The sequence below is a fragment of the Paenibacillus gyeongsangnamensis genome (genome assembly GCF_027533625.1).
Taxonomy (GTDB): domain Bacteria; phylum Bacillota; class Bacilli; order Paenibacillales; family NBRC-103111; genus Paenibacillus_G; species Paenibacillus_G gyeongsangnamensis.
Genome location: NZ_JAQAGZ010000005.1, coordinates 323,666 through 348,145 on the forward strand (window position 1 = coordinate 323,666; position 24,480 = coordinate 348,145).

General features: G+C 53.7%; 25 protein-coding genes and 1 rRNA gene. 15 read left to right on the top strand and 11 right to left on the bottom strand.

Translation table 11 applies throughout. From position 1 onward, the window contains the following. Positions 1–7 precede the first annotated feature (7 nt). Positions 8–664, top strand: a complete 657-nt coding sequence (locus tag O9H85_RS10155) for an amino acid ABC transporter permease (protein WP_269881218.1) — start codon at positions 8–10, stop codon at positions 662–664. An 87-nt stretch (positions 665–751) separates the two neighbouring features. Here the strand turns inward: O9H85_RS10155 and O9H85_RS10160 are convergent, their stop codons facing one another. Next, positions 752–895, bottom strand: coding sequence for a hypothetical protein (locus tag O9H85_RS10160; protein WP_269881219.1), 144 nt, complete (start codon positions 893–895; stop codon positions 752–754). 124 nt (positions 896–1,019) lie between these two features. Beyond that, a complete protein-coding gene (locus tag O9H85_RS10165) occupies positions 1,020–1,934 on the bottom strand; it encodes a DMT family transporter (protein WP_269881220.1) in 915 nt (304 codons plus the stop codon). A 96-nt stretch (positions 1,935–2,030) separates the two neighbouring features. Between O9H85_RS10165 and O9H85_RS10170 the strand changes: the two genes are divergently transcribed. Genes O9H85_RS10170 through O9H85_RS10180 form a run of 3 tightly spaced genes read left to right on the top strand, consistent with a single transcriptional unit; the run spans position 2,031 to position 3,212 of the window. Next, positions 2,031–2,210 (top strand): hypothetical protein, encoded by a 180-nt coding sequence (locus O9H85_RS10170; protein ID WP_269881221.1) that lies wholly within the window; start codon positions 2,031–2,033, stop codon positions 2,208–2,210. Between the two features lie 41 nt (positions 2,211–2,251). Then, positions 2,252–2,914: an aminotransferase class I/II-fold pyridoxal phosphate-dependent enzyme gene (locus tag O9H85_RS10175; protein WP_269881222.1), complete on the top strand. Its 663-nt coding sequence runs from the start codon at positions 2,252–2,254 to the stop codon at positions 2,912–2,914. 1 nt (position 2,915) lies between these two features. Next, positions 2,916–3,212: an aminotransferase-like domain-containing protein gene (locus tag O9H85_RS10180; protein WP_269881223.1), complete on the top strand. Its 297-nt coding sequence runs from the start codon at positions 2,916–2,918 to the stop codon at positions 3,210–3,212. A gap of 137 nt (positions 3,213–3,349) precedes the next feature. Here the strand turns inward: O9H85_RS10180 and O9H85_RS10185 are convergent, their stop codons facing one another. The 4 genes from O9H85_RS10185 to O9H85_RS10200 form a co-directional block, all read right to left on the bottom strand. Continuing rightward, entirely contained in the window at positions 3,350–4,336 is a 987-nt protein-coding gene (locus O9H85_RS10185) for an ABC transporter permease (RefSeq protein WP_269881224.1), read from the bottom strand. 6 nt (positions 4,337–4,342) lie between these two features. Then, positions 4,343–5,848, bottom strand: coding sequence for a sugar ABC transporter ATP-binding protein (locus tag O9H85_RS10190; protein ID WP_269881225.1), 1,506 nt, complete (start codon positions 5,846–5,848; stop codon positions 4,343–4,345). 77 nt (positions 5,849–5,925) lie between these two features. Beyond that, positions 5,926–7,029: a sugar ABC transporter substrate-binding protein gene (locus tag O9H85_RS10195; RefSeq protein WP_269881226.1), complete on the bottom strand. Its 1,104-nt coding sequence runs from the start codon at positions 7,027–7,029 to the stop codon at positions 5,926–5,928. Between the two features lie 379 nt (positions 7,030–7,408). Continuing rightward, a complete protein-coding gene (locus O9H85_RS10200; RefSeq protein WP_269881227.1) occupies positions 7,409–7,564 on the bottom strand; it encodes a hypothetical protein in 156 nt (51 codons plus the stop codon). A 171-nt stretch (positions 7,565–7,735) separates the two neighbouring features. On the opposite strand from O9H85_RS10200, the gene O9H85_RS10205 reads away from it, so the two are divergent. From O9H85_RS10205 to O9H85_RS10220, 4 genes are all read left to right on the top strand, one after another. Further along, positions 7,736–8,656, top strand: coding sequence for a protease complex subunit PrcB family protein (locus O9H85_RS10205; RefSeq protein ID WP_269881228.1), 921 nt, complete (start codon positions 7,736–7,738; stop codon positions 8,654–8,656). 78 nt (positions 8,657–8,734) lie between these two features. Further along, entirely contained in the window at positions 8,735–9,127 is a 393-nt protein-coding gene (locus O9H85_RS10210) for an alpha/beta fold hydrolase (RefSeq protein WP_269881229.1), read from the top strand. Between the two features lie 155 nt (positions 9,128–9,282). Next, positions 9,283–10,503: an FAD-dependent monooxygenase gene (locus tag O9H85_RS10215; RefSeq protein ID WP_269881230.1), complete on the top strand. Its 1,221-nt coding sequence runs from the start codon at positions 9,283–9,285 to the stop codon at positions 10,501–10,503. Between the two features lie 64 nt (positions 10,504–10,567). Continuing rightward, on the top strand, positions 10,568–11,011 hold the full coding sequence (locus tag O9H85_RS10220) for a thiol-disulfide oxidoreductase DCC family protein (protein WP_269881231.1): 444 nt from the start codon (positions 10,568–10,570) through the stop codon (positions 11,009–11,011). On the opposite strand, the gene O9H85_RS10225 is transcribed toward O9H85_RS10220, so the two are convergent. After that, on the bottom strand, positions 11,008–11,493 hold the full coding sequence (locus tag O9H85_RS10225) for an HPP family protein (RefSeq protein WP_269881232.1): 486 nt from the start codon (positions 11,491–11,493) through the stop codon (positions 11,008–11,010). The two genes, O9H85_RS10220 and O9H85_RS10225, sit on opposite strands and share 4 nt — an antisense overlap. A 100-nt stretch (positions 11,494–11,593) precedes the next feature. Beyond that, positions 11,594–12,418 carry an AraC family transcriptional regulator gene (locus tag O9H85_RS10230; RefSeq protein WP_269881233.1) on the bottom strand — a complete coding sequence of 275 codons (825 nt, stop codon included), beginning with the start codon at positions 12,416–12,418 and terminating at the stop codon, positions 11,594–11,596. A gap of 134 nt (positions 12,419–12,552) precedes the next feature. Here O9H85_RS10230 and O9H85_RS10235 point away from each other — a divergent pair, with 134 nt between their 5' ends. The 6 genes from O9H85_RS10235 (at position 12,553) to O9H85_RS10260 (ending at position 20,208) form a co-directional block, all read left to right on the top strand. After that, positions 12,553–13,587, top strand: a complete 1,035-nt coding sequence (locus O9H85_RS10235) for a Gfo/Idh/MocA family protein (protein WP_269881234.1) — start codon at positions 12,553–12,555, stop codon at positions 13,585–13,587. Positions 13,588–13,712: 125 nt separating this feature from the next. Then, a complete protein-coding gene (locus O9H85_RS10240; RefSeq protein WP_269881235.1) occupies positions 13,713–14,372 on the top strand; it encodes a hypothetical protein in 660 nt (219 codons plus the stop codon). Then, positions 14,365–16,071, top strand: coding sequence for a GMC family oxidoreductase N-terminal domain-containing protein (locus O9H85_RS10245; RefSeq protein WP_269881237.1), 1,707 nt, complete (start codon positions 14,365–14,367; stop codon positions 16,069–16,071). Before O9H85_RS10240 ends, O9H85_RS10245 begins: the two co-directional genes overlap by 8 nt. Before the next feature lie 437 nt (positions 16,072–16,508). Further along, positions 16,509–17,921, top strand: a complete 1,413-nt coding sequence (locus O9H85_RS10250; protein WP_269881238.1) for a spore germination protein — start codon at positions 16,509–16,511, stop codon at positions 17,919–17,921. After that, positions 17,918–19,087 carry a Ger(x)C family spore germination protein gene (locus O9H85_RS10255; protein ID WP_269881239.1) on the top strand — a complete coding sequence of 390 codons (1,170 nt, stop codon included), beginning with the start codon at positions 17,918–17,920 and terminating at the stop codon, positions 19,085–19,087. The genes O9H85_RS10250 and O9H85_RS10255 overlap by 4 nt, the downstream gene beginning before the upstream one ends. A gap of 29 nt (positions 19,088–19,116) precedes the next feature. Continuing rightward, positions 19,117–20,208, top strand: coding sequence for a GerAB/ArcD/ProY family transporter (locus tag O9H85_RS10260; RefSeq protein WP_269881240.1), 1,092 nt, complete (start codon positions 19,117–19,119; stop codon positions 20,206–20,208). Between the two features lie 267 nt (positions 20,209–20,475). Here the strand turns inward: O9H85_RS10260 and O9H85_RS10265 are convergent, their stop codons facing one another. From O9H85_RS10265 to O9H85_RS10275, 3 genes are all read right to left on the bottom strand, one after another. Next, a complete protein-coding gene (locus tag O9H85_RS10265; RefSeq protein WP_269881241.1) occupies positions 20,476–21,432 on the bottom strand; it encodes an alpha/beta hydrolase in 957 nt (318 codons plus the stop codon). A gap of 92 nt (positions 21,433–21,524) precedes the next feature. Beyond that, positions 21,525–22,733 (bottom strand): ABC transporter permease, encoded by a 1,209-nt coding sequence (locus tag O9H85_RS10270; RefSeq protein WP_269881243.1) that lies wholly within the window; start codon positions 22,731–22,733, stop codon positions 21,525–21,527. Continuing rightward, positions 22,733–23,479: an ABC transporter ATP-binding protein gene (locus O9H85_RS10275; protein WP_269881244.1), complete on the bottom strand. Its 747-nt coding sequence runs from the start codon at positions 23,477–23,479 to the stop codon at positions 22,733–22,735. The genes O9H85_RS10270 and O9H85_RS10275 overlap by 1 nt, the downstream gene beginning before the upstream one ends. Before the next feature lie 568 nt (positions 23,480–24,047). Here O9H85_RS10275 and O9H85_RS10280 point away from each other — a divergent pair. Continuing rightward, a 16S ribosomal RNA gene (locus O9H85_RS10280) occupies positions 24,048–24,480 on the top strand; the annotation flags it as partial.

Genomic DNA, 24,480 nt, shown 5'->3' on the forward strand with positions numbered 1-24,480 from the left:
AAAGATCGTGGATTTCGCGGGAGCTTATTCGCCGGAGAATCTCCGGTTCTTGATGCAGGGGCTTGCGGTAACGCTGAAGGTCGCCTTTATTTCCATTATTTTCAGTTTTATATTCGGCGCTTTCGTCGGCATTCTGCGGTTCGCCCGGATTCCCGTGCTTGCTGGAGTGCTGGTCATCGTTGTGGAAATCATCCGCAACCTGCCGCTGCTCTTGATTATTTTCTTCACCCGCTTCGCGCTGCCGGAGGTGGGGCTGAAGGTGTTCCAAAATCCGGAATATGCAGCGATCGTGGCGCTGACGGTGTTCGAGGCGGCGATGATTTCCGAAATTGTCCGCAGTGGGCTGCAGTCGATCGATAAAGGCCAAATGGAAGCGGCGCGCTCGTCCGGCCTGACCTACACACAGGCGCTGCGTTACGTCATCCTGCCGCAGGCGCTGCGCCGGATGGTTCCGCCGATGGTCAGCCAGTTCATCTCGCTGTTGAAGGATACCTCGCTGGCCACGGTTATCGTACTGGCCGAAATGATGCACAACGCCCAGATCATCGCCGGCAAGAACAGCAACTGGGCGATCCCGATTTTGGGGATGGCGGCCCTGGTCTATTTTGCGGTGAATTTCGTCCTCTCGCTTGTCGCGAAACGAATGGAAGCGCGGCATGTATGAGGAGAGCAAAGGGAACTTAGCAGGGAAAACGTGCAAAAAGGCACCGCAGCGTTAATCGCCCGGTGCCTTTGCTATCGCCGCTGCCTTTTATTCCGGCTCTCTGTCGCTGTCGCAGGCCTCGGAGACATCATTCGATACCGTTTCCTCCGCCAGCTTGTCGCCGAACTGATCCAAACGGCCCGGGCTGCTTGCCGGTCCGTCATTGTCCGGTTTGTTGTTTCTTCCCGTCATGCGAATCACCTCCCCGGTTAGCATGGCTTGAACAAGCGGAATGTATCCGTGGGCAGCCGGAAGAAAATGCCTCGGCCCGGAAGCGGAGACTGATAACCGATTCATGGAAGCATTTACGTGATCTTCATACGGCTGCTTGAGAACGCCTGCGGGTCTTTAACGCGCGCAGCTCAGGCAGGTTCGTTACGATAATGCCGGACAAGACCAAGGCGCTGCCGAGAATGGAGAGGAGCGATACCGTTTCCTTATACAACAGCACGCCCAGTCCCATGGCGATCACGGGTGAAATATAAAGCCAGGTCGAGGGAAATACCGCATTCGTCGCCTTTAGCAGCCAGGCATACAGGCTGTGACCAAGCATGGAGCCGACGATCATTAGATACAATAGCGATCCGAGAGCAGGGAGAGAGGTTATCGGGACGGCATGGATATCCTCGGTGAATAGGGATAAAAGGAAGAGCGCCGCCCCGCCGTACATCATCTGCATCGAATTAATGACAATCGGCGAGATGTCGTGAGTCCGGAGCATCACCTTCCGGGTATATAAACTGCCTGCCGCATAGCCGCATTCTCCGACTAAAACCAGAAGACAGCTCAGGAGCCAAATCGGGCTGCTCCCGACCACAAGCTTTGGAAGAATAAGCAGAAATACGCCGGAGAAACCGATCAGGCATCCGATAACGTCGCTGCATCTCGCTTTCATCCCTTTGCCTGCCATCTGCATCGTCAAAATCATCATGGGGCCGGTTGCGGACAGAATGGCGGCGATCCCGGAATCGATGTGCTGCTCCGCCCAATAAAGCGTTGCAAAATTGGAAAAGGTGCTTCCGAGTCCAATCAGCAGAAACTCTTTTTGCCAATGCAAGGAGAATCGGATTTTCTTACTCCACAGCATCCATAGGAATAGCAGCATTCCGGCCGAAAAGAACCTCGTGCCTGCTGAAAAAAACGGCGGCAGACCTGCATCCACGCCGATTTTGATGGACAGAAACGTTGTGCCGAAGATGGCGCACATGAGCAAATAATTGAATAGAACCATAGATTATCCTCCTTGTATACTATAATACATAGACAATAGAACAGATTTTTGAGAATAGAACAGAATAAATCCGGTAGCCTGCCAAAGGAGAAAATCATGAACGAAACCAGCAAGACGGATGCGGCAAGATCGGGGCAGCGGGCGCAGCTAGTGTACCGGTTCGTGTTGGAAGGGATTAACAGGGGGGAATGGACGGGACAAGACAAGCTGCCGTCCGTGCGTTCGATGGCTGAGCGTTTAAAGGTGCACGGTATTGAAGGCCTACCAAATGCTTAGGGACGAAGGGATCGTCGAAGTAAAATACAAAGCCGGTTATTATGTCAGCGGCGCGACCGGCAGGGGAGAAGCCGGTACGTTCGGGGACCAGCCTTGGGATTACCGCGGCCAAGAAGGTTTATGCCAACCGCAGCCGATTATCGGAAATTCAGCGTCTGCCTGTCCGGTATCGAATGTCGGAAGCATTGATCGACCCCGACCTGCTGCCTAATATGTATTTGTCAAACCATGTTAAACAAATATTTGACCTGTACCCCCGGGTGCTCAGCACCTATTCGACCGTCATGGGGGACCCCGAGCTAAGGGAAGCGATGGCCCGGTTTTTTACGCGGCAGCAGGGAATTGCCGTCAGCGCGGAGGAATTGATGATTACAACCGGCTCCCAGCAAGCCATTGATCTGGTATCCCGGTCTCTCCTCAAGCCCGGCGATACGGTACTGATCGAACGGCCGACATACAGTCCGGCGATCGACGTCTTTTTGAATCAAAATATTCGTCTGATTCCCATAGAGATTACCTCGGAGGGCTATGACCTTGCGCAAGTGGAGCAATTCATGAAGCAGGAGAAGCCGCGTCTGTTTTACATGAATCCCACATTCCATAACCCTACCGGCTTCACGGTACCGGCTTCTCAGCGCAAGCTGCTCGTTGAACTGGCGGAGCGGTATCAATGCATCCTCGTTGAAGATGACGTGTATCCATGATATGTACTTTTGGAATCCGCCGCCGCCGCCTCTATTTTTCTACGATACCGAAGGGTTTGTCATCTATATCCGCAGCTTTAGCAAATACGTGGCTCCAGGGCTGCGGATCTCGGTTCTGGCGGCACGGCCGTCGCTGATGAGCGGCATTACGCCGATCAAGGCGCTGTCGGACAATGGAACGCCTCTCTTGAACCAGAAAATATTCATGCATTATTTTTTCTCCAAACGGATACAAGAGCATATCGCCAAGCTGAGAATCGCCCTTCAGCTTCGCAAAGAGAAGATGGAAGACGTATAATTTTCCGATAACAACAGAGGCCGAAAGAGGATACCCTACCGGAGTACCAAAGCAGATTTCTCTATTTCATAGGTTTCTCTACAGCCTGGCGAGACCCCGTTCGGGTATCGAACGGGGTCTCGCTATGAGCTTCGGGGTTATGCCCGCCTGCGGTTCAAATGGATGAACGTGATGGCCAGCGCGCACACCAGCACAATCCCTTTGATGATGTCAAATGCATAGTAAGGCAAATTCAGCATCGTCAGTCCGTTCAGCAGCACGCCGATGAGCACGGCGCCGAAGAAGGTTCCGATGACGTTCGGCTTTCCTGCGCCAAGCACCGAGAAGCCGACGAAGACGGCGGCCACGGCTTCCATCAGCAGCGGCGAGCCGGCGTCGATTTGGCCCGAGCCTACGCGGGCGGCGAACAGGATGCCGCCGATGGCGGCGAAGATGCCGGACAGAAGATACGCGAACAGCCGCACGCGGTTGACCGAGATGCCGGAGAGGCGGGCCGCTTCCTGGTTGCCTCCGGTCACGTAAAGCTGGCGGCCCCAGCGGGTGTACGTCAGGAAGACGTGAACCAGCACGACGGCGATGATCATCAGAACGACCGGCACTGGTACGCCGAGCAGCTTGCCTTGGCCGATCCAGAGAAACTCCGGCGTGAATTTGCCCGGCGCCTTCGTCCCGTCCGTCATCTGCATGTTGTTGTAGATCGAGAAGCCTTTGGTGTACGTCTTGTGCACGCCGCCGATAATGTACATGACCGCCAGCGTGGCGAGCAGGTCCGGTATCCGGACACGGACGATCAGGAACGCGTTCAAGAGTCCGATCACCGCGCCGATCGCAAGCGGTACGAGGAGCACCACGATCAGCGGCTGCTGAAACCAGACCATCAAGGTGGCGGTGACGACGGTCGTAAGCGAAACCGTCGAGCCGACGGATAAGTCGAAGCCGTCTACGATTTGCGAGAACGTAACACCGATGGCGACGAACGTGACGATCGAGATGGAGCGGAGAATGTCCGCCATATTGTCATAGGACAGGAAATTCTCGTTCACGATCGAGAAGACGACGATGACGGCCGCGATAATGATCAGTGCTCCGTATTTATAAGAATAGTCCAATAGCTTGTCTTTCACTGCTTCTTAAGCCTCCCCGCTGCTGGCGTAGTACAAAATCTTCTCCTGCGTCGCTTCCTCCCGCGTCAATTCCTTGACGATCCGGCCGTAGCTCATCACGAGGATGCGGTCCGCGATGCCCAGAATTTCCGCGATTTCGCAGGATAAATACACAATTCCCTTGCCTTCCTGAGCGAGACGGCCGATCAGCCGGAAAATATCGCTCTTCGCACCGATATCGACGCCCTTCGTCGGCTCGTCGAACAGGTAGACCTGCGCATCCGTTGGCAGCCACTTGCCGACAGCGACCTTTTGTTGGTTGCCGCCGCTCAAGAACTTGACGAGCCGCTCGGGAAGCGCCGGCTGGATGCCGAGCTCGTCGATGCGCGCCCTGGCGTTGGCCGCTTCGCTTCGGCGGCTGACGAATCCGAACCGGCTGAGCCGCTGCAGCAGCGGGAGGGCCAGGTTCGCCTTGACTGATTGCTCGACGAGGATGCCCTGCTTGCGCCGCTCCTCGGGCACCAGCGCGAGTCCCGCGCGGACGGCGTCCGCGGGGCTGGCCAGCGCGAGCTTCCGCCCCCCGAGGCGCAGTTCGCCCGAATCGAGCGGGTCGGCGCCGAACAAGAGGCGCGACAGCTCGGTCTTGCCGGCGCCGACGAGGCCGACGACGCCGACGATCTCGCCGCGGCGGACCGTCAGGTCCACGCCGCGCACCTTCGTGCCCGCGGTCAATCCGCGGGCTTCCAGCAGCGTCTCACCGATGGAGGCGGGCGCCTTCGGGAATTCTTCCTCGAAGGTGCGCCCGAGCATCTCCTCGACGACGGCCTGCGCGCTTGTTTCCCGCGCATGCTTCGTAGAGACACGGCGCCCGTCGCGCATGACGGTCACCGTGTCGCTGATGCGAAACACCTCGCCGAGCCGATGCGAGATGAAGATGCAGCCGACGCCGTCGCTGCGCAGCCGCTCCATGATGCCGAACAGCTGCTCCGCTTCCTCATTGCTGAGCGGGGCGGTCGGCTCGTCGAAGATAATGAACTTCGCCTTCTGGGCCAGCGCTCTCGCAATCAGCACGAGCTGCTTCTGTGCGATGGACAGCTCCCCCGCCGGACGCCGGACGTCGATGCCCGTCATCCCGAGGCTCTGCAGCACGGCTGAGGCTTCCTTCTTCATCCGGCCGAGGCTGATCCAGCTCTTGCCGGCCGTAAGCTTGTCCAGCATGATGTTCTCCGCAACCGTGAGGGTAGGAACGAGGGCCGTGTCGACCTCCTGGTACACGCACTGGATGCCTTGGCTGATCGCATCAAGCGGTCGCGCGATCGATAAGGCCTGCCCATCGATGGCGATCGACCCTTCGTCGGCGAGGTAGGCGCCGGAGAGAATCTTCATCAGCGTGCTTTTCCCGGCGCCGTTCGCTCCGAGCAGCGCATGGATTTCGCCCCCGCGTACCTGCAGATCCACCTGCTGCAGCGCACGAACGCCTGGAAACGATTTGGATATCTCTTTCATTTGCAAAAGGGAAGCAGCGGTCGTCATGATCGCGGTCTCACGCTCCTTAAAGGGAAAATCCCACCGGCCGCATAAGCGTTAGGTGGGATCCGGGATAATCGTCCTTACTTCTTGGCTGCAGCTTGCTCAGCCTGCTTGAGCCAGTCGGTGTAGCCTTGCTGGCTTCCGCCCCAGCCTTTGACATGCTGAGAAAGCTGTGCCGTGGAGACTTGTTCCTTAGGCAGCTGGTCGCGGTCCACGAAGACCGGATCGAGTACGACCGTGTCAGGCGTTTGGTCGCCGTGCAGCTTCTGGTACAGGTAACGCACTTGGATGCGTCCGATGTCCTTCGGATCGACGGCTGCGGAGGCAACCCATGGATTCTTCGGATCCTGAATCATCTGCAGGTCCTCGTCGCTCATATCGATGCCGTATACTTTGATTTCCGTACGTCCCGCTTGCTGAATCGCGCGGGCGGCGCCTTTGGCGAATTCGTCCCATGCGGCCCAGACCGCGGTGATGTCGCCCTTGTTCGGGTACTTCTTCAGGATGGCTTCCATTTGCGATTGCGTATCGAGCGCCGTGTTCTGCGACGCAGCGCCGAATGCGGCGATTTCTTTAATGTCCTTATTCTTGTCCTGGAACGCCTTGTAGGCGATTTGGCGGCGCTCCATCGGAGCGAAGCCCGCTACCCAGATTTTGACGATGTTGCCTTTGCCCCCGCTGTCCTTCGCGAGCTTGTCCAGCGTCATTTCGGCCATCTTCTGGTCGCCTTGCTGCAATACCGGCACGCCAGGCACTTTGATGTCGGCGTCGAACGCGACGACCGGGATTTTCTTCTCAAGCGCCTTCTTCACGCCGGCTTCGAGCGCTTCCGCGTTGCCGTGGTCGATCAGAATGCCGTCGAACTTCTGGTTGATCGCCGCATCGAGGTTGGAGGACATCTTGGCGAGGTCTCCGTCTGTCGGGAATACGGTCACTTTACCGCCGAGCTTCTCGACCTGCTCTTTTACGCCGTCTATGTATTGAGCGGAAAAGGTGCCCAGGTTGATCTGCATGATGAGTGCGATTTTCTTGCCGGCCAGCGAGTTCGCACCGGCTGCGGCGTTATCGGCAGGTTTGCCGTTGTCAGGCGTTTGCGAGGCGGGCTTCGTACTTCCGCAAGCGATCAAGGAGATCGACAAGACGAAGACGAGCACGGCCATCAAGCTTTTTTTCCAATGACGCATAAAGTAATCCTCCCCCAATATGATTGTGTATAATTCCAATGGAATTACTCGGTGATCCATAGTTTAGCACCGACTAGAACGTTTGGTCAATAGGGAGAGGGCAATTTTATGGAAGGAAAACGATAAGTTTCGACAATTTATGACTAAGCCGCCATTGTACGACCGCGCCGGCGTGTAATGCCAGGGATTTCGCTGCTCCCGGTTCCGCCATCCTCGCGAAATCCGCCGGCTTACGAATCTTTCGCAATACCTCATCGTTACCAGATTAACAGGGGGCTGCCTATTGTTTTTTCTTATAGAATCGCAACGCGCAAAAGAGCCCCGCATCGGCAAGCCGTACCGACCGGGGGCGTACTTGTCCTGTCCGGAGGAACAGGGGTTAATGGAGGAGGAACGACATCGCGACAACCGCAACCGATACATAATGAAGCAAATCGAGCCAAGGCTTCTTGGGGCGTTGGGAAACGAGAAAGGTCATATAGACCGAGCGGACGATAATGAGAATCAGGGCGATCTGCACTATGGCAACCGGCATGACAATCCCTCCATAGATGAAATACGTGCTCTATCAGCATATGAGCGGTTTAGTGAATCATGCATTAAAATCGCAAATGGGCGGAGGCAGGTGCAACCTTACGGGGAATACTGCGTCTAGAGGGTAACTCAGGAAGGAGCAGCACATGATGAGTTGAAAGGTGGTTAGATAATGAAAAAGCAACGAATCGTAACGCTGATGGCGACAGCGGCGATTGTAAGCAGTTTGACCGCAGGCTCGGCATTTGCGTTCGAGGATGTGGATCAGGCCGACCAGAAGCAGCCGATTCAGGCGCTGCAGGACCGCGGCGTCGTCAGCGGAATGGACAGCCTGCATTTTATGCCCAGAGAAAAAATAACCTACGCCCAGAGCATGGTCATGCTTGTGAAGGGGCTGCAGCTTAATATCGACAGCCTGCAGTTTTTCAAGAAACCCGAGGCTTCCGATTATTTCACGCGGATATCTAATGACGCCTGGTACGCCCAAGCGTTCGTGATCGCCCAACTGAACGGCCTCCCGATACCGAAGGATGTCGATCCGAACGGGACGATTACGCGGGAGCAGTTCGCGGATTTGCTCATTCACGCCTTGAATACGAAAGGCACGTTCCCGATCGTCAAGATGCTCGTGCTTCTTGCGGATAAGGATGAGATCGATCCGAATCTGAACGGAAGCGTGCAGGCGCTGATCCTTCATCAAATCGAGAAGCTCGGGGAGGATCGCAAGATTTATCCGAAGCGAGAGCTGACGCGGGGAGAAGCGGCGGTTTGGGTGTACAACACGATCCGGTTTCTGGAATCGCATAACGCCCTGGCGAACCCCGATTCGCAGGAGAACGTGACGATGACCGTAGAGCGGGTGAACGACGATGTGAATAAAATCATTCTCTCGCGCGGTCAGAAGCCGACGACGGGTTACGGCATTGATGTGCAAAGCATCCGCTTCGAGACCGACGGCACGGCCGTGATCTCGTACCGCACGTCCGACCCGGCTCCCGGCAGCATAAACGGCCAGATGATTACGGAGCCGAAGGCGGAAACTTATGTCAGCTCCAAATACAAGCCGGTGCTGGAGCAGGCCAAGGACAAATGAAGGAAACTGACTGAACCGGGTTTCCTTGAAAAGAAGGAGTCCGGTCAGGGTGCTGACGAGAAAGGGAAGCAGGGCCGCTTGAATTCCATCGAAACGATCCGCGGACAAGGGCTTCCGGTCTTTATCGACGGCCTGATTCCGAAGCTGTTCGCTCCGGCTCACCTGGAGAGCATGCCGGAGCAGGTCAAGCGGGCCAAAGAAATCGGCTACGGCACCAGTCCGGAAGGCGCAATGCGAACGCTGGAGGCGATGCGTGCGCGGCCCGACCGGAGGAGGGTGCTGGAGGAAGCCCGCATTCCGCTGCTGCTGGCGGCTGGGGAGCACGATCAGATCATCCCCGCGGACAAGACGTTCACGGCTCAAGGGCCGGACGTGAAGCGGCATACGCTGAAGGACAGCGGTCACATGAGCATGATGGAGGCTCCCGAGCAGCTGTCGGCGGTGATCCGGGACTTCGTGCAAGGAGTGTAATCCGGCCCATTTCCACGTGCGCAGACTAGCGGGTCTGCGCTCGTTTTTTTCTTCTGCGGCCCATTGACGGGGGATGAAGGGAGGCGTATACTGAATTCAAAAGTGAGTAATCACTCACTACCGACTCGAGCTTATTCCTCGAAGGAGGGATTCCCATGTCCATTGAAACGATTGAGAAAGACGTCTGCATCGTCGGAGGCGGGCCGGCCGGCATGATTCTCGGCATGCTGCTCGCGAAGGCGGGGAAAGAGGTCATCGTACTGGAGAGCCACGATAATTTCGACCGGGAGTACCGGGGAGAGGTGCTTCAGCCCCGTTTTCTTCAATTGATGGAACAAATCGGTCTGAGGGCGTACCTTGAATCGTTCCCTAGCTCGAAGTTGACATGCGGCGCGCTCTATTATAACGACAAGCGAAAAGGCGAGTTCAGCTTCAGCGGATTCTCGAAAGATATTCCTTATGCCCTGTGGATGCCCCAGCCGATCCTGCTTCAGGCGCTGTACGACAAAGCTGCGGAGCTTCCCGGGTTCTCCATGCGGTTTCATGCCCAGGTCAAAGAGCTGCTTCACGACGGCGATCGGATCGCGGGCGTAACGGCCGAAGGCGCGCAGGGACCCGTTCACGTCAAGGCCAAGGTCACGGTGGGGGCCGACGGCCGGTTCTCGGCGGTGCGCCGGCTGGGGGGCTTCGAGTTCGAATACGAGCATCATGCCGGGGACTTGATTTGGTTTACCGTACCGAAGCCGGAGCATTGGGGCGACGAGCTGCGGATACAGATTTCCGACGGTCATGGCTACATTATTTTGCCGAAATACCCGAATCACCTCCAAGTGGGAGTGGCCGTTCCCGTAGAGGAATGGAAAGAGATCCGCGAGCACGGCATTCAGCCATTCCGCGAGGAGCTGCTGGCGGCCAATCCGGCGTTTCGCGCGTTCGCCGAAGAGCTCAAGGATTTCAAGCCGTTCGTGCTGCTCCAGGTGAAGGATTTTCTGGTGAAGCGCTGGGCGAAGGACGGATGTCTGCTGATCGGGGACGCGGCTCACTGCGCATCTCCCGTAGGCGCGGTTGGAGTTTCGCTGTCCGTCACCACGGCGGTTATGGCAGCGGACGTCATTTACGATGCGCTGGAGGCAGGCGACGTTTCGGCGGAAAGATTGGACCGGGTTCAGGAGCAGAGAGAGGAAGAGATTCGGGCCATTCACAAAATCCAGGTCCGCGGAGCGAAGATGGTGTTTACTTCGACGCCGTTTATCCGTACGATCGCTCCGATCCTTCTCTCACTCGCCGCCAAGACGAAGCTGCTCCCCGCCATTCAGCGCAGAACGCTGCTGATGGCTCATCCGCTGCCGATCCATGAACGGTTCACCTTTAAGTAGATCGGCTGAAGAGGTACAATTAACCTAAGGATGGATAACGGGAGTGGAAGGCGGGTGCGGGCGGATGACGTCGGACGATAAGAATATACTTCGGGATGCAACTGCAGAAGAGGCTGCGATCGTATTTTATGACGGGACGTGCGGCTTGTGCAACCGGGTTGTACAGTTCATTATTCCCCGGGATCCGAGAGGCCGGTTCCGCTTCGCTGCGCTGCAGTCGGAGATCGGAAAGAAGATGCTGCGGGAGCGGGGGATGGATCCGGAAGCGCCGGATACGTTCGTTCTGCTGGAGGGGGATCGTCTGTATACGCGCTCGACCGCCGGGCTTCATGTTCTCCGCCGTCTCGGCGGCGCGTGGCCGCTGACTTACGCCTTGATTCTCGTACCAAGACCTTTCCGCGACGGTATGTATAACTTGATTGCGCGCAGCCGGTACCGCTGGTTCGGCCGGAGCGACGCCTGCATGCTGCCGGACCGGAGCGTCCGGCAGCGTTTTATCGAAGATTAGCCGGCGGCTGCGGAATCCGTAGTCTGTACGGGATCGTATTTGGCTTTCCGGCGCTGCATAGCCGAAGCAAGCATTTCGAATAATCCGAGAATAACGACCAGTCCGATCAGGGAGCTGAGCACGGCCAAGGTCAAATTCCACCATCCGGCCGGATGCGAGAAGTAAGGGATGAGCGCTACGGCGAGGATCGGCGGAGCGTTCAAATGATACCGGCGAATCATCGTAATCGTACAGGCTGCCGTCAGGAGGAACGCAAGGACTCCGGTGTGCGACAGGAAGAACAACGATCCGATCAGCGAGGCGGCTCCCGCGCCGGTCACCAGCTTCAGAAGCTCCTTCAGCTTGAAGGTACGGCTTAAGAACAAATAGGAGAAAGCACCCAGTGTGGGGAAAAACAGCGTCTTTAAGGCAGGTACGCTTAACGACAGCCAATAAATCAGCAACAGGTATAATACAATCGCTGCCGTTCGGATATCCATCATTGTCCTGGTTACCCCTCTTTTTTTATCTATTTAGTCGGGAACTGAATCGTTAACAGCCTGCATTATTCTACTATGCGGACTGCGCAGCGTCAATACTGCGTTAATCCCGTTTGCGGTATTGGCCCGGAGAAATGCCGACGTACCTTTTGAACATGCGGATGAAGTTGGAATAATCGTTGAAGCCCGACAGCTGGCATGCGTCGGTAACGTTATAATCTTCCTTCAGGAGCCGCTTGGCTTCGGCAATGCGTTTCAGTACGATATACTCGTGAATGGTGCTGCCGGTCGTTCTTTTGAACAGACGGCTCAAGTAATAACGGTTTACATAGAACAGCCGTTCGAGCGTTTCGAGCGATAAATCCTGATCCAGATGGTGATCGATATAATCGAGCACCGGCGCGAGCTTATGGTCGAGCTCCGGCTGGCAGGAAGCGGTGGGAGACAGGCTTTGGCGGTGCACTCGGTTGATCAGGACGAGCAGCTCCGTCATATAGGCCGTGAGCAGCAGCTCCGAGCCGTCCTCCTCATTTTTCGCAAGCTGCTCGATCCGGTGGAATAACGTCGTCGCCTCATCCAGCTGCTGGTGGTTGAAGGCGATTTTGTTGTGCTCGCCGAGAGGCCGGCGTACAAAGCAGTCCAGCAGCGGGTAAGGGGAGACGGCGGCGAGCGCTGCCGCAACGGCGGGATCGAAATGGATGACGATATTCTCGTATGGGGCGTCGGACCGGAACGTCGCTTTATGGAGCTCCCGGTTGTTCATAATGAGCAGATCTCCATACTCGAGCGGGTATACCTTTTTCTCTATCAAATAATGCACGTCCCCGGAGATGAAAAAATAAATCTCGTATTGATCGTGCAGATGAAACTCCATTTTTCTGGGCTTCTCCATCCGGCGATGGGAGTAATGAAAATAGCGGTTTTTCACGGAGATGTGCACCCTGTCCGCCCCCTTTGAATACAAAGTCAAAAAAAGCAATAAATTAATCAAATAACGCAATGAATGCGTTTTTATTATAAGGCATGATGAAGGTAATCTCTATAGGAAACTAGGTGAGCTTTATGAAACCATTAGGCGTTGCGGTTATTGGCTGCGGTGCGATTTCGGGCGTTCATTTGAAGGCCATCTCGGCTAATCCTTCGGCGCAGCTGCTTGCCGTCGTCGACATTGACGCCGCTTTGGCGGAGAAGACGGCACAGCAGTACGGCTCTTCGTATTATACGGATCATCACGAAATGCTGAAACGGGACGACATCGATGTCGTTCATATTTGCACCGGGCACTATCTGCATGCTCCGATGGCCGTAGATGCGCTCCGGGCAGGCAAGCATGTGCTCACGGAGAAGCCGATGGCGGAGAATAAAGCGGCCGCGCAGACGATACTGGATGCGGCTGAGGCGCATCCGGACGTGCAGCTCGGCGTCATTTTCCAGAACCGGTACAATCCGGCCTCCGTCATCATGAAGAAGTATGCGGAGTCGGAGGAACTCGGCAAGCTGATCTGTATGAAGGGCCTTGTTACCTGGTTCCGCGGTGCCGGCTATTACGCTACCGAGTGGAAAGGCAAGTGGGCCACGGAAGGCGGCGGCGTGCTGATCAACCAGGCGATACATACGCTGGATCTGCTGAGCTGGCTTGGCGGCGAGGTGGCTAGCGTGAAGGGCACCATCTCGACGGACTCGCTGGAAGGCGTAATTGAAGTGGAGGATACGGCGCATGCGCACCTCGTGTTTGAGAACGGGACAACGGCCATCTTCTACGCAACGAACGCTTACCGGACGAATTCGCCGGTTGAGGTGGAGATGATATTCGAGAAGGGCAAGCTGTACCTCCGCGGGGACATTCTCGTGCTGGAACAGAACGGGGCGCAGACGGTGCTGAGTGAACCGGTAGTGAACGACCTCGGGGAGAAATCGTACTGGGGCGTCAGCCACGGTGCTCAGATCGCAGATTTCTACGATCATATTCAAGCCGGAAAGCCGTTCTGGCTGAACGGTCCCGAAGGCTACAAAGCGTTCCGGCTCGTCATGGATATTTACGAATCGTCCCGGAAGGGCGAGCGCATCGTATACCAAGAGGCGGTGCCTGCGAAATAAGGCTAATCTATGGAAGCACCTTCGGGTGCTTTTTTCTTTTTCGTAACTAAATACGAATAACTGTTATCTAAATTAAATATAAAGATATATGGATTGGATAAAATCTTGGAGCGGGGGAACCTCAAATGAATCTGACGGATGGATACCATGCAAGCTCAGATTCGCAAACCATCACAACTTTTAGGGCATTAGTCGAAGCGATAATCCCGAATACGCCGATATCCGCCTCATATGGGCCAGAGCAATCCGCAGGAGCTTTGGAACTGGGCGTTCACGAGTATATGATCTGGGAATTGAATCACAGTCTTTCGCTTTTTGTGGGATACTATCTGGCCGAAATTCCTTTGGCCGCTTCAACCGCAATGCTGCTCAATGACGGCGCAGCTCAGTATATCGCATCAGGCAAAGCGCAGGATCCTCAATTTTTTGCAGTCTGGAGGGGAAGCTCGTTCGCGAGTCTCTCGCCCCGCGACCGAATTCGGGTATTGGCGATGTTGGAGCAGCTTGATGTTGATCTTGGTACCCTTCCTCCTCCGTACCGGAACGACGGCGGACTCATTACATTTATAGTCGATTTTCTGAACCGGGGGCCCATGTTCGGTTTTTATTCGGAATGGTCCGCATACGGGTCGACACGACTGAAAACGCCCACGGAACGAAGATTGGAATATTTTCCAATAAGCTGGAAGCAGGCGGGCTATCCGGGAGTGTCCAAGGGTTACCGCGCCCTCCGGGGTTTTTTGTTGAAGATTGATCGCAAAGATGGGGGGGCTTCCAATGGATGATGCGGATGTGATCGTAATCGGGTCCGGCGGCGGCGGAGCTGTTGCGGCCAAGGAACTCGGAGAGCTGGGTCTTAAAGTTTTGGTTCTGGAGGCAGGCCCGTGGTATGGGAACAGCAAATGGCCGAACCCTAACGCCGATCGCGGCGCGGAGTGGAGCTCCTCCCACGCCGATCTGGATGTGGGAATCTACAAAAAAATCTACAACTCCTATGAAAATAATATAAACGATGTGGGATCGGGCGCCTTCCGCTTCGGACCGGCCGACCGTCGGCGCCCGCCTTGGCATCGGGTTATGCGGCAGAGGGGCGATATTTGGCAGCTCGCCGGAGTCGGAGGAACGACACAGCATTACTGGTCGCAGTCGCCGCGCGCTTTTCCCATAGCCGTTGACAACGTTTGGCCAATCAGTTATCGGGAGCTGATCCCCTACTATGAGAAGGCCGAGGCTACGTTACCCGTTCAGTTTGCGCCAATGGCTCCGAAAGAAGAGCTGTTTTTCTACGGGGCCAAGAAAGCCGGGTGGTCGCTCATCCCGACGCTTGATGTCGTAACTCCAGGATATCGCCCGCATCCCAATGCGATTCTGCCGCCTAACGAGCATCTAATGGATCCGAATTATACGATGGATCAATTGCATGAGATGGAAGGATGCACGATGAGGGGACATTGCGTCAACGGTTGTACAACGGGTCCCTCCGTAGACAAAATCGCCAAACGGAGTACGCTTGTCAGTTACGTCCCCCTCGCGCTCAAAACCGGAAACGTCGCGATCCGTCCCAATTCCTTTGCGATCAAAATTTTGACGGGGCACGATCCGAAAGAAGGACTCCGCGCAACCGGAGTGCAGTTCCGGGATACGTGGACGGGGGAGATCGGAGAACTGAACGCCAAGGCTGTAGTCATGTCGGCCGGCTGCGTCGAATCGCCGCGTCTTTGGATGAATTCCGGGCTGCCCTACAACGAATGGGTGGGGAGAGGGCTGACGATTCATTATTTCGACTGGGTATCGGGCGTATTCGAAGAAAAGGACCTGATCGACATACTGGGCATTCCGACAGTAGATCCGTTCGTAGGCCCCACGTCCGGGGGGAGAGTCGATATCCCGGGGCTTGGCTCCACTCAGGTTTCCGGTCTGAGCCCGGGCTTGCATGCTTTTATTACTTACGGTTTCAGCGATGCGGGCTACAACGCCCTGAACCCGCCGGAGCCGGGGGCGCCCTGGGATATTCGCGGGCGGGTCGTCGGTCCCGAGCTAAAAGAACTGATGATGAACTATCGCCGAACGATGAGCATGCTGATACTTGCGGATGATGAAACGCTTTATCACAACAGGGTGACGGTCGATCCGCTGCTGAAAGACGAACACGGACCGGTTCCGGTCATTCATTACTCCCCAAGTAAGAAAACGTTGCAGCGGCGCGACCAATTAGCCAAACATTCAGCTGACATTCTGAAGCATGCCGGTGCCAAAACAATCATCCGATCGGATACTCCTGCCGGCTGGCTGCTCCATATCGAAAGCACGATGCGTATGGGATACGTTGTAGATACGAATTGCGAGGCATTTCAAGTCAAGCGTTTATATATCGCCGACAACAGCGTGCACTTTAACGGAATCGGAGGCCCCAATCCGACTCTTACGACCCAGGCATTGGCAACACGCACGGCGGAGAAGTTGGCCAATACTTATTTTAGTTAAAAAAGGTAAGGCAGGTTGGGAGTGAATACCCTTCCTGCCTTTTTTTGTTAGCCTTTTGAAACGGAATAGTAAAGCACTAAACCCGATAAGCCGACAATGAATAAAAAACCGATGATTTTCCACGCCATCCTGCTGCTCATCTTTCCGAACGTCCTACTCTTATATTGATATTCATAGCTGTTATAATCCCACAGCCACTGGGATTATATACCATAGAAATATGCACCATTTCAGTATGAATTGATCAGAAATTGGAAAATTTAATTGACAAAGAAGGAAAGGGGGTGAAAATTATGATTTTTAAAAAAATATTCCCTATACAACGAATAGAACAAAAACGGGATAAGCTTAAAGTTTTTACCGAGGTTATAACGGAAGATACAAATGAAGGGGAACTATCCGAGGATCTTGATCAAAATGAAGCCTGGATAAAACAGATGTTTTCCAATTGTTCCGATCTGATTGTAAGAAGGGTACATCTGTTCGGGTCGATTCCTTGCATGCTGGTATTCTTCCGGGAATTGGTCGACAGCAAACAATTGGATGAGGAATTATTGAAAACATTATTGATAAATAAGACGATAGAATCAAATGTCACCACCCGGATTATTGAACAGATGAAAAGTGAACTGCTTCCAATCGCGCGGACAAAAATCGTTAGTAATAAGAAAGAAACGGTTAAACAAATCATTAGGGGAGAAGTGGTTCTGTTTGTTGAATCTTCGAACCATGCTCTTTCCATAAGCATGAAAGAACAATTGCATCGTGAGCTGCAGGAACCCAATATGGAGTCGGTCATTCGCGGTCCGAAAGTCGGGTTTATTGAGGATATCGACATCAATATGGCATTAATCCGCCAGCAAATCAGAACGCCTCGGTTGAAGATGGAGCAGTTGCTGATCGGGGAGATTTCCCAAACCGTGGTCGTTGTCGCATATTTAGAGAATGTGGCTGCGCCCGAGGTGATCATGGAGGTAAGAAATCGTTTATCGCGAATCGATATGGATACCGTCCTGGAATCGGGTTACATTGAAGAAATGATCCGTGACGCGCCTTACTCGCCTTTTCCCGTCATCCAAATGACCGAACGTCCTGACTCCGTGTCGGCTTCGCTGCTTGAAGGGAAAGTTGCCATTCTGGTGGACGGAACTCCGATGGTGCTCGTCGCTCCCATTACTTTTTGGCATGCATTTCAAACGGTGGAGGATTATTATGCGAACTTTATTGTTTCTACATTTTTGCGGTGGCTTCGGTATCTTTTTACAGTCATAGCCTTAACCCTGCCATCCCTATTTATTGCTGTGAATACGTATCATCCGGAATTGATTCCCACCAGTTTGGTTTTGTCTCTTGCGGCGGCAAGGGAACCGGTTCCTTTTCCGGCATTGGTTGAAATCGTAATGATGGAGATTGCTTTCGAGGCGATACGCGAGGCGGGAATACGCCTTCCCAAACAAATCGGACAGACCATCAGCATCGTAGGGGTGCTTGTGATCGGACAAGCTGCCGTTCAGGCCGGCATCGTATCGGCGCCCATCGTCATTGTCGTATCTTTGACGGGAATCGCATCCTTCCTGGTTCCCAGTAACAATATGAGTCAAGCGATTCGTATTTTGCGATTTCCGCTCATGCTGTCTGCAGGCGTTTTCGGCTTATACGGTATTGGCGTCGCTATGATTGCTCTGCTGATTCATCTCGTAAACCTGCGTTCCTTCGGCGTGTATTATATGTCGCCGCTCGCTCCGTTTCAACCATCCGGAATATTGGACGTATTCGTAAGAGCTCCGTGGTGGGTTATCCATAAGCGTCAAAATCGTGTTCGCCCGAATCGGGAGCTGGAGAAGCAATGATCCGGATGAAATGGTGTAAATTAATAGCTTCTGTCCTCTGTCTCAGTTTAATTACAGGCTGTTGGGACCGGTCAGAGCTTAACGATATTGCGTTTGTACTCGCCGCAGGTATCGATCTTGCCGAGAATGGACAGGCAGAGGTTACGCTGCAAATCGCTCTTCCTACAGAAATGCCCAGTACTATGCAGGGTGGTAGGGGGGGGAAAAGAACGGTTTTGGTCGTCTCGGAAAAAGGAAGGGACGGTGCGGATATCTTGCACAAATTGCAGAAGCGTCTGTCCCGGCAAATCTTTTTTGGCCATAGGGCTGTGGTCATCATCGGTGAAAAATATGCCAGACATGGTATTGATCAGTTTTTAGATACATTGCTGCGTGCGCCCGGCAGCCGATATAACAGTTATTTTCTAACTGCAAATGGAACAACCGCCAAACAAGCGCTGCAAACGCAGTACATGCTGGAAGCCATACCGGCCATTGCTCTAAAAAAAATGCAATTAACCGGTCTCGGTTTGTCCGTCAAAATGGATGAATTTTTGGATGAGCTGTCCTCTTCCGGGAGGTCACCGGTAACTGGAGCCTTAAAAGCGTACAACAGCAAGAGTGAAGACGGGGTACTCAATATTGATGAAGTGGCCGTGTACCAAGAAAATAAGCTGGTCGGATTTCTAACGCCTAATGAAAAGAAGATATTAATCTGGCGGAGAGGGAAACTCGAAAGAAGCAAAATGACCGCGCAGGTTGAACCAAAAGTGAAAGGCTTTAAGGGAACTGTCGGCATTGAAATCATGAAAGCTAAAGCGGACTTGCGCACAAAGATAAATAATGGAATGCCCGAAGTGACGATTGTCTTCAAAGCCAAGGCAAAAGTATTGGAAAACGATACGAGGCTGGATTTGAGCAAAGGTAAAAATTTAAAACTCGTTCAAAGCAAATTTGCGGGTGAGATAGAAGGACTGATAAAAAGTACGCTAAAACACGCTCAAAAGCAGTTAAAGGCAGACATTTTCGGTATTGGGGAAGAGCTTCATATCCAGCACGCCTCTTATTGGAAGCAAAATAAGGATCAATGGAAAGACATCTACCCCGGGGTTCCGGTAACTGTCCAGATTGATGTCAAAATTCAACGTACCGGCCGAATCCAATCGCCTGTATACCCGAAAAAGTAGAGCCAATCAACCCAAAAAGGATGATAAAAATGAAAGTGAGCGGAATTCAAGCGTTCTGGATGATCACCATCATGGATATTGGCATGACGTTGCTGATGACGTTCACTCCCGGTTTGCAGGCTGCGAAGCAGGATGCTTGGGTCTCCCTTCTTGTTGCGGGAGGCATCGCATTGCTGATCGCTGTGATAACAACAAAGCTCGTGCTTCTTCATCCGGAGCAGACCTTCATCCAATTCAGTCAAACGATTATGGGAAAATGGCTCGGCAAGATCGTCGTCGTTGTCTATTTCGTCCAGTGGTATACCATCATTCCTATTGTTCTGCGCCAACTCACTGATCTGCTTCAGGTTCTGCTCCTTCCTAAAACTCCGAGCATATATATCATATTGGTTATGGTCCTAATCGTTATATATGTGACCTATTCCGGAGGGATTGATGGAATCGGACGGGTCAGCGAAATATTAGGCCCCCTGATTTTTTTGATGGTATTGCTGGTTCTGATCTCAAGCGTCCCTAACATACAATGGAAGCGTCTGATGCCCTTTTATGCGGATAGCGGAATGGCGGCTATTGTCAAGGGTTCGCTTCCTTCCGCATCTTATCTTGGACATGCGGTTGAATTCTTCATGATTTCACCGTTTCTTTTTACGCCCCGGAAGGGATCCCCCTATGTGATTTGGGCTGTGGCAATTGCCAGTTTTTTTGTACTTTTATCGATAATCATGGTCATTTTAACGGTAGGCGTCAATCTCTCCTCCAAAATGTGGTATCCATTTTTTGAAATGACAAAAAAGATCTCTATTTTCGGGTTTATTGAAAATTTGGATGCACTAGCCGTTGTCATTTGGATTGCCAGCGTATTCGTTAAATTGTCTATTTATTTATTTATTGCCAGTTACGGTACGGCTCAATTTTTGCAAGTCCAAAACTGGAAGAATATGATCTGGTTCATTGCCCCGGTGGTTACGGCATTTGCGTTTTTCCCCCAAAATGTTTCCGAGGCGACCGGCAATTATTTAAATAATTACTGGGTTCCATTCGTACTTCCTGTCAATATGATCGGGCTGCCCCTGTTGCTGCTGATCGTCGGGAAAATTCGGCAGAAGAACAGCGGATACTGAAAAATAAAGGACTAAGGCGGCTTCATTTCAGATGTTTATTTCCTTATTGCAGCAGCCGCAGTAACGACCAGCAAAGGAAGCAAATAAGCGAACGTGGCCCAAAACGGATGATTGACCGAGACTGCATAAATAGAGACCCAGCATTACCCGGACTCTCCGAATCACCCCAATTTCCCCAGTACGGAATTGATGCCAGGCCAGATTTACAGGCAGACAAGAAAGGCCCCGACTGCGTTCAGCAGCAGGGACTTCCGGTACGGCGGGGGATTATAATTTCTGTAAAAAATCATTCAGATGCTCTACATATTCCTTCGGCATCTTCGGATAGCTCTTGGCGTGGCCGGCGCCGGATGTTTTCCAGAACTCAAAACGGTCCTTGTGCTTCTCCCACATCGACTCGCTGTTCATGTACGGCATTGATGTGTCGTCCGTGCTGTGAATGAACAGCACCGGCCGCGGATAAATGCGGTCTACCGCGGATAACGCATCCACCTGGTCGGGATCGAATCCGGTCAGCCTGGGCAGGATTTCCAGAATCAACGGGGTAAACGGAATGTTCGGCAAATGCGACCAAACCGGCAAATTATCCTGGAGGTAATGCGTCAAATGATTGAACGGACTGTCCGCTATAACCCCGGTGACCGCAGGGTCCTCTGCTGCGGTCAGCAACGCAGTGGACGCGCCCATGGAATAGCCGACAAGCGCAAGCTTGCCGGGATGCTGAGCCATCATCCAATCGACGGCGGCGAGCAGGTCGAATTTCTCGTAGTAACCGACGGAAGTGAGATTTCCTCCGGATTCTCCTGCGTTGCGAAAATCGAACATCATCACATTGTAGCCGAGGTCCGTCATGTCTTTGGCGAGACGAAGGAGCTCGGATGATTTTTGGAGGCGGTTGTTGTCATAGCCGTGAGCGAGGATCAGGTTTGGCTTCGCCGGCGCTTCGGTTCCTTCCGCAGGCGGCTTGCCCGGAATGTACCAGCCTTTCAGGAGAATGCCTCCTTGGCGGCTTTGGAACTGTATGGATTCAAACGACATGCCGTAATGGTCCGGCGAATCGTCCAACGGCTTCGGTACGGGGTGAGTCAGCTTCCACCCGACATAGATCGAGATCCCGATGGAAGATGCCAGCAGGAATACGATGAGACTGCCGAGCGGCCAAATCCACCTGGCCCATGAACTGCGGCGCCGCGGAGCTCTTGTAATCGCAGGGGTTGCTCTCATAAGTACGCAACGTTCCTTTCTGTTTACGAAATGCGCCTTTTTCTAATGGCAATCCCCATTATACGATATCCTCCGGATGCCGCAACAGCGTTTTATTTCGGTCTATGCAGCCCGTAGGAGATGATTGCGGTTAACGCCAGCAGCGCTCCCGTCCACACAATCGAATGCAGCCGGGCGGCTGCTGGTACGAGAAGAACCAGGCTGGCCGCCGCATGCAGGCGGTACCTGACATTGGCTGCCGATCGGGATCTGAGACTTTCGGGAAGCGGATAAACGTACGACCAATCCGAATGGCGGTACGCTTTCTGAAGCTCCTTCAATTGGATCAGAATCAAGAACGAGAAGAGAACGAACAAGCCGGCTGCCGGCCATCTGCCTGGAACAACGGACAGAACCACGAAACCCGCTGCGGTTAACCGGACCGTCATGCCGAACCATTCGGAGCGCAGCCACACTCTGGTGTACAAGAACCGATACGTATCGGATGAACGGAACCGGTATCCGCTGATCCAGCGAAGAATCGGCTCGGGCGCATGGATGGAGCGGGCTCTTCCTTGACTGTCGGGCACATCGACGAAAAAGTTCAGCAGCCGGAAAATATTGGCCCGCTGGCGGGCTTCCATTGCGATCAAGTGGACCCATAGCAGGACGCGGCGATCCAAGAAGCGCATCAAGCCCAAATAAAGGAGCAAACCTGCCCCGGCGCAGATCAAACCGATGAGGGGGGATAGCGTCATTTGAGACCATGTCAGTCCAAGAGCAACCGCCCAACGGAGCGACAGCAGGAATCGTTGCGTGCGTGCGGCTTGCTGCAGCTCGCTCCAGCGGCCGTGAAGCAGTACTTTTTTGCCGAGCAGCAGTACGGCCAGCACTCTTAAGAAGTCTACGATGCCGCCGCCGGCTCCAAGCTTATACAGCGGCCATACGATCAGCCATGCCGCCAGGAGCAGCGCTCCTTGTATACCCAAGGAACGGGCTTCGGCTCTTCGCAGATATACCGGCATGCTGGATTCCAGCGGGAGCAGGTAGATCAGATCGGCCTCGCGCAGGTATGTGCGGATCGGACTGACGGCAAGCGCGGGAAGGAGCGCTATGGCGGCTGTGAAGAGCAAAGGAAACCCAGGGGGCACGTCGGTAAGAAAACGCCGGTAGCCGTACGTGCAGGCCAGCATGATCAAGGTAATGGCCAAAGAAGCGCTTTGCAGCGAGTAGCCGATGTAAGGCCGAAGCTCCCTGAAAAACTCCGCGGTTCGCTTCGACCAGAGGCGACGTAAATGCGATTCGCTTCGACTATGCCCCATCAGCGTGTTCCTTCCTCGGTGACGAGCCGGAAAAACGCATCGTCAAGCGACGCTCCCGGCAGCCCGGCGGCAGACTGGAGGGCTGCCGCTGTGCCGGACGCTCTAAGCTTTCCTTGGTGCAGCAGCAGGAACTGATCGGCATACCGTTCGACGGTCGCCAGAATATGCGAGCTGATCAGAATAGCCGAGCCGCTGTTTTTAACCTTGACCATCAGCTCCAGCAGAGATCGGATTCCGAGCGGATCGAGCCCGAGGAACGGTTCGTCAATAATATACAGCTCGGGCTGGACCAGGAAAGCGCTCATGATCATGACCTTTTGCTTCATCCCTTTGGAGAGATGGGAGGACAGCCGGTTGATATGGGGCGTCATTTGGAATTCCTCCAGCATGTCCGCAGACCGCCGCTCATACTCAGCCGAATCCAAGCCGTAGGCCATAGCGGCAAGCTCCAGATGCTCCTTTACCGTGAGCTCTTCATATAACAAGGGGCTTTCCGGAACATAAGCATACGTGCGGCGGTATTCGGTAGGATGCTCCTCGATTCGGCGTCCATTGAGGCGGATTTCACCCGCATGAGGCTGCATAATGCCAAGGATATGCTTAATCGTCGTGCTTTTGCCTGCGCCGTTGAGTCCGATCAGGCCTACCATTTCGCCGGGGTGCACACGGAAGGACAAGTTGTGCAGCACCGGCCGCTGCCGGCTGTAGCCTCCGGTCAGATGCTCAACCTCCAGAACGGGTTTCATGATTCGATCACCTCGGATTAACATTAGTTCCTTGCCATGGGCCAGGTATATTGAGAAGGGTTCATTCACACAATACAATCAATTATATAGAAGGAACCGCGTTTGGGAAAATAAGTCTCATTTGCAGGGTTGCAAAGGCCGTCGGAATATGATACATTATCTCTCGCTGCTTCAAAAACAACGAATTGACGGATTCTATCTTATGGGACGATCCCTGGTGACGGATGAAGAAATTCGCAGTTGCAAAGCGGCGAAGAAATATGGTATATTGATCCTCGCTGTCTGATGTAACAAATTGTCGATCTGGTCGTCAGGGCAATCCTCTGATTGGATAAAACAAGCAGTTGCAAAATGAGAAGCGATGTGGTACATTGTGAATCCGGCCGTGAGAACGGCACGGTGAAACGAAAGAAACGAATTGCTCTTTGAAAACTGAACAACGAGTGAGTGCAATAAGAGAATGAAAATTCTCGTCAGCATTAAGATTTGAGCTTAATCAGCTCTGTTCGATAAAGTTTTACCTTTATTGGAGAGTTTGATCCCCGGATTAAATTCGACGATGAAGCCTTTATTGGAGAGTTTGATCCTGGCTCAGGACGAACGCTGGCGGCGTGCCTAATACATGCAAGTCGAGCGGACCCTTCGGGGTTAGCGGCGGACGGGTGAGTAACACGTAGGCAACCTGCCTGTAAGACCGGGATAACTACCGGAAACGGTAGCTAAGACCGGATAGCTGGTTTCTCCGCATGGGGGAATCATGAAACACGGCGCAAGCTGTGGCTTACAGATGGGCCTGCGGCGCATTAGCTAGTTGGTGGGGTAACGGCTCACCAAGGCGACGATGCGTAGCCGACCTGAGAGGGTGATCGGCCACACTGGGACTGAGACACGGCCCAGACTCCTACGGGAGGCAGCAGTAGGGAATCTTCCGCAATGGACGCAAGTCTGACGGAGCAACGCCGCGTGAGTGATGAAGGGTTTCGGATCGTAAAGCTCTGTTG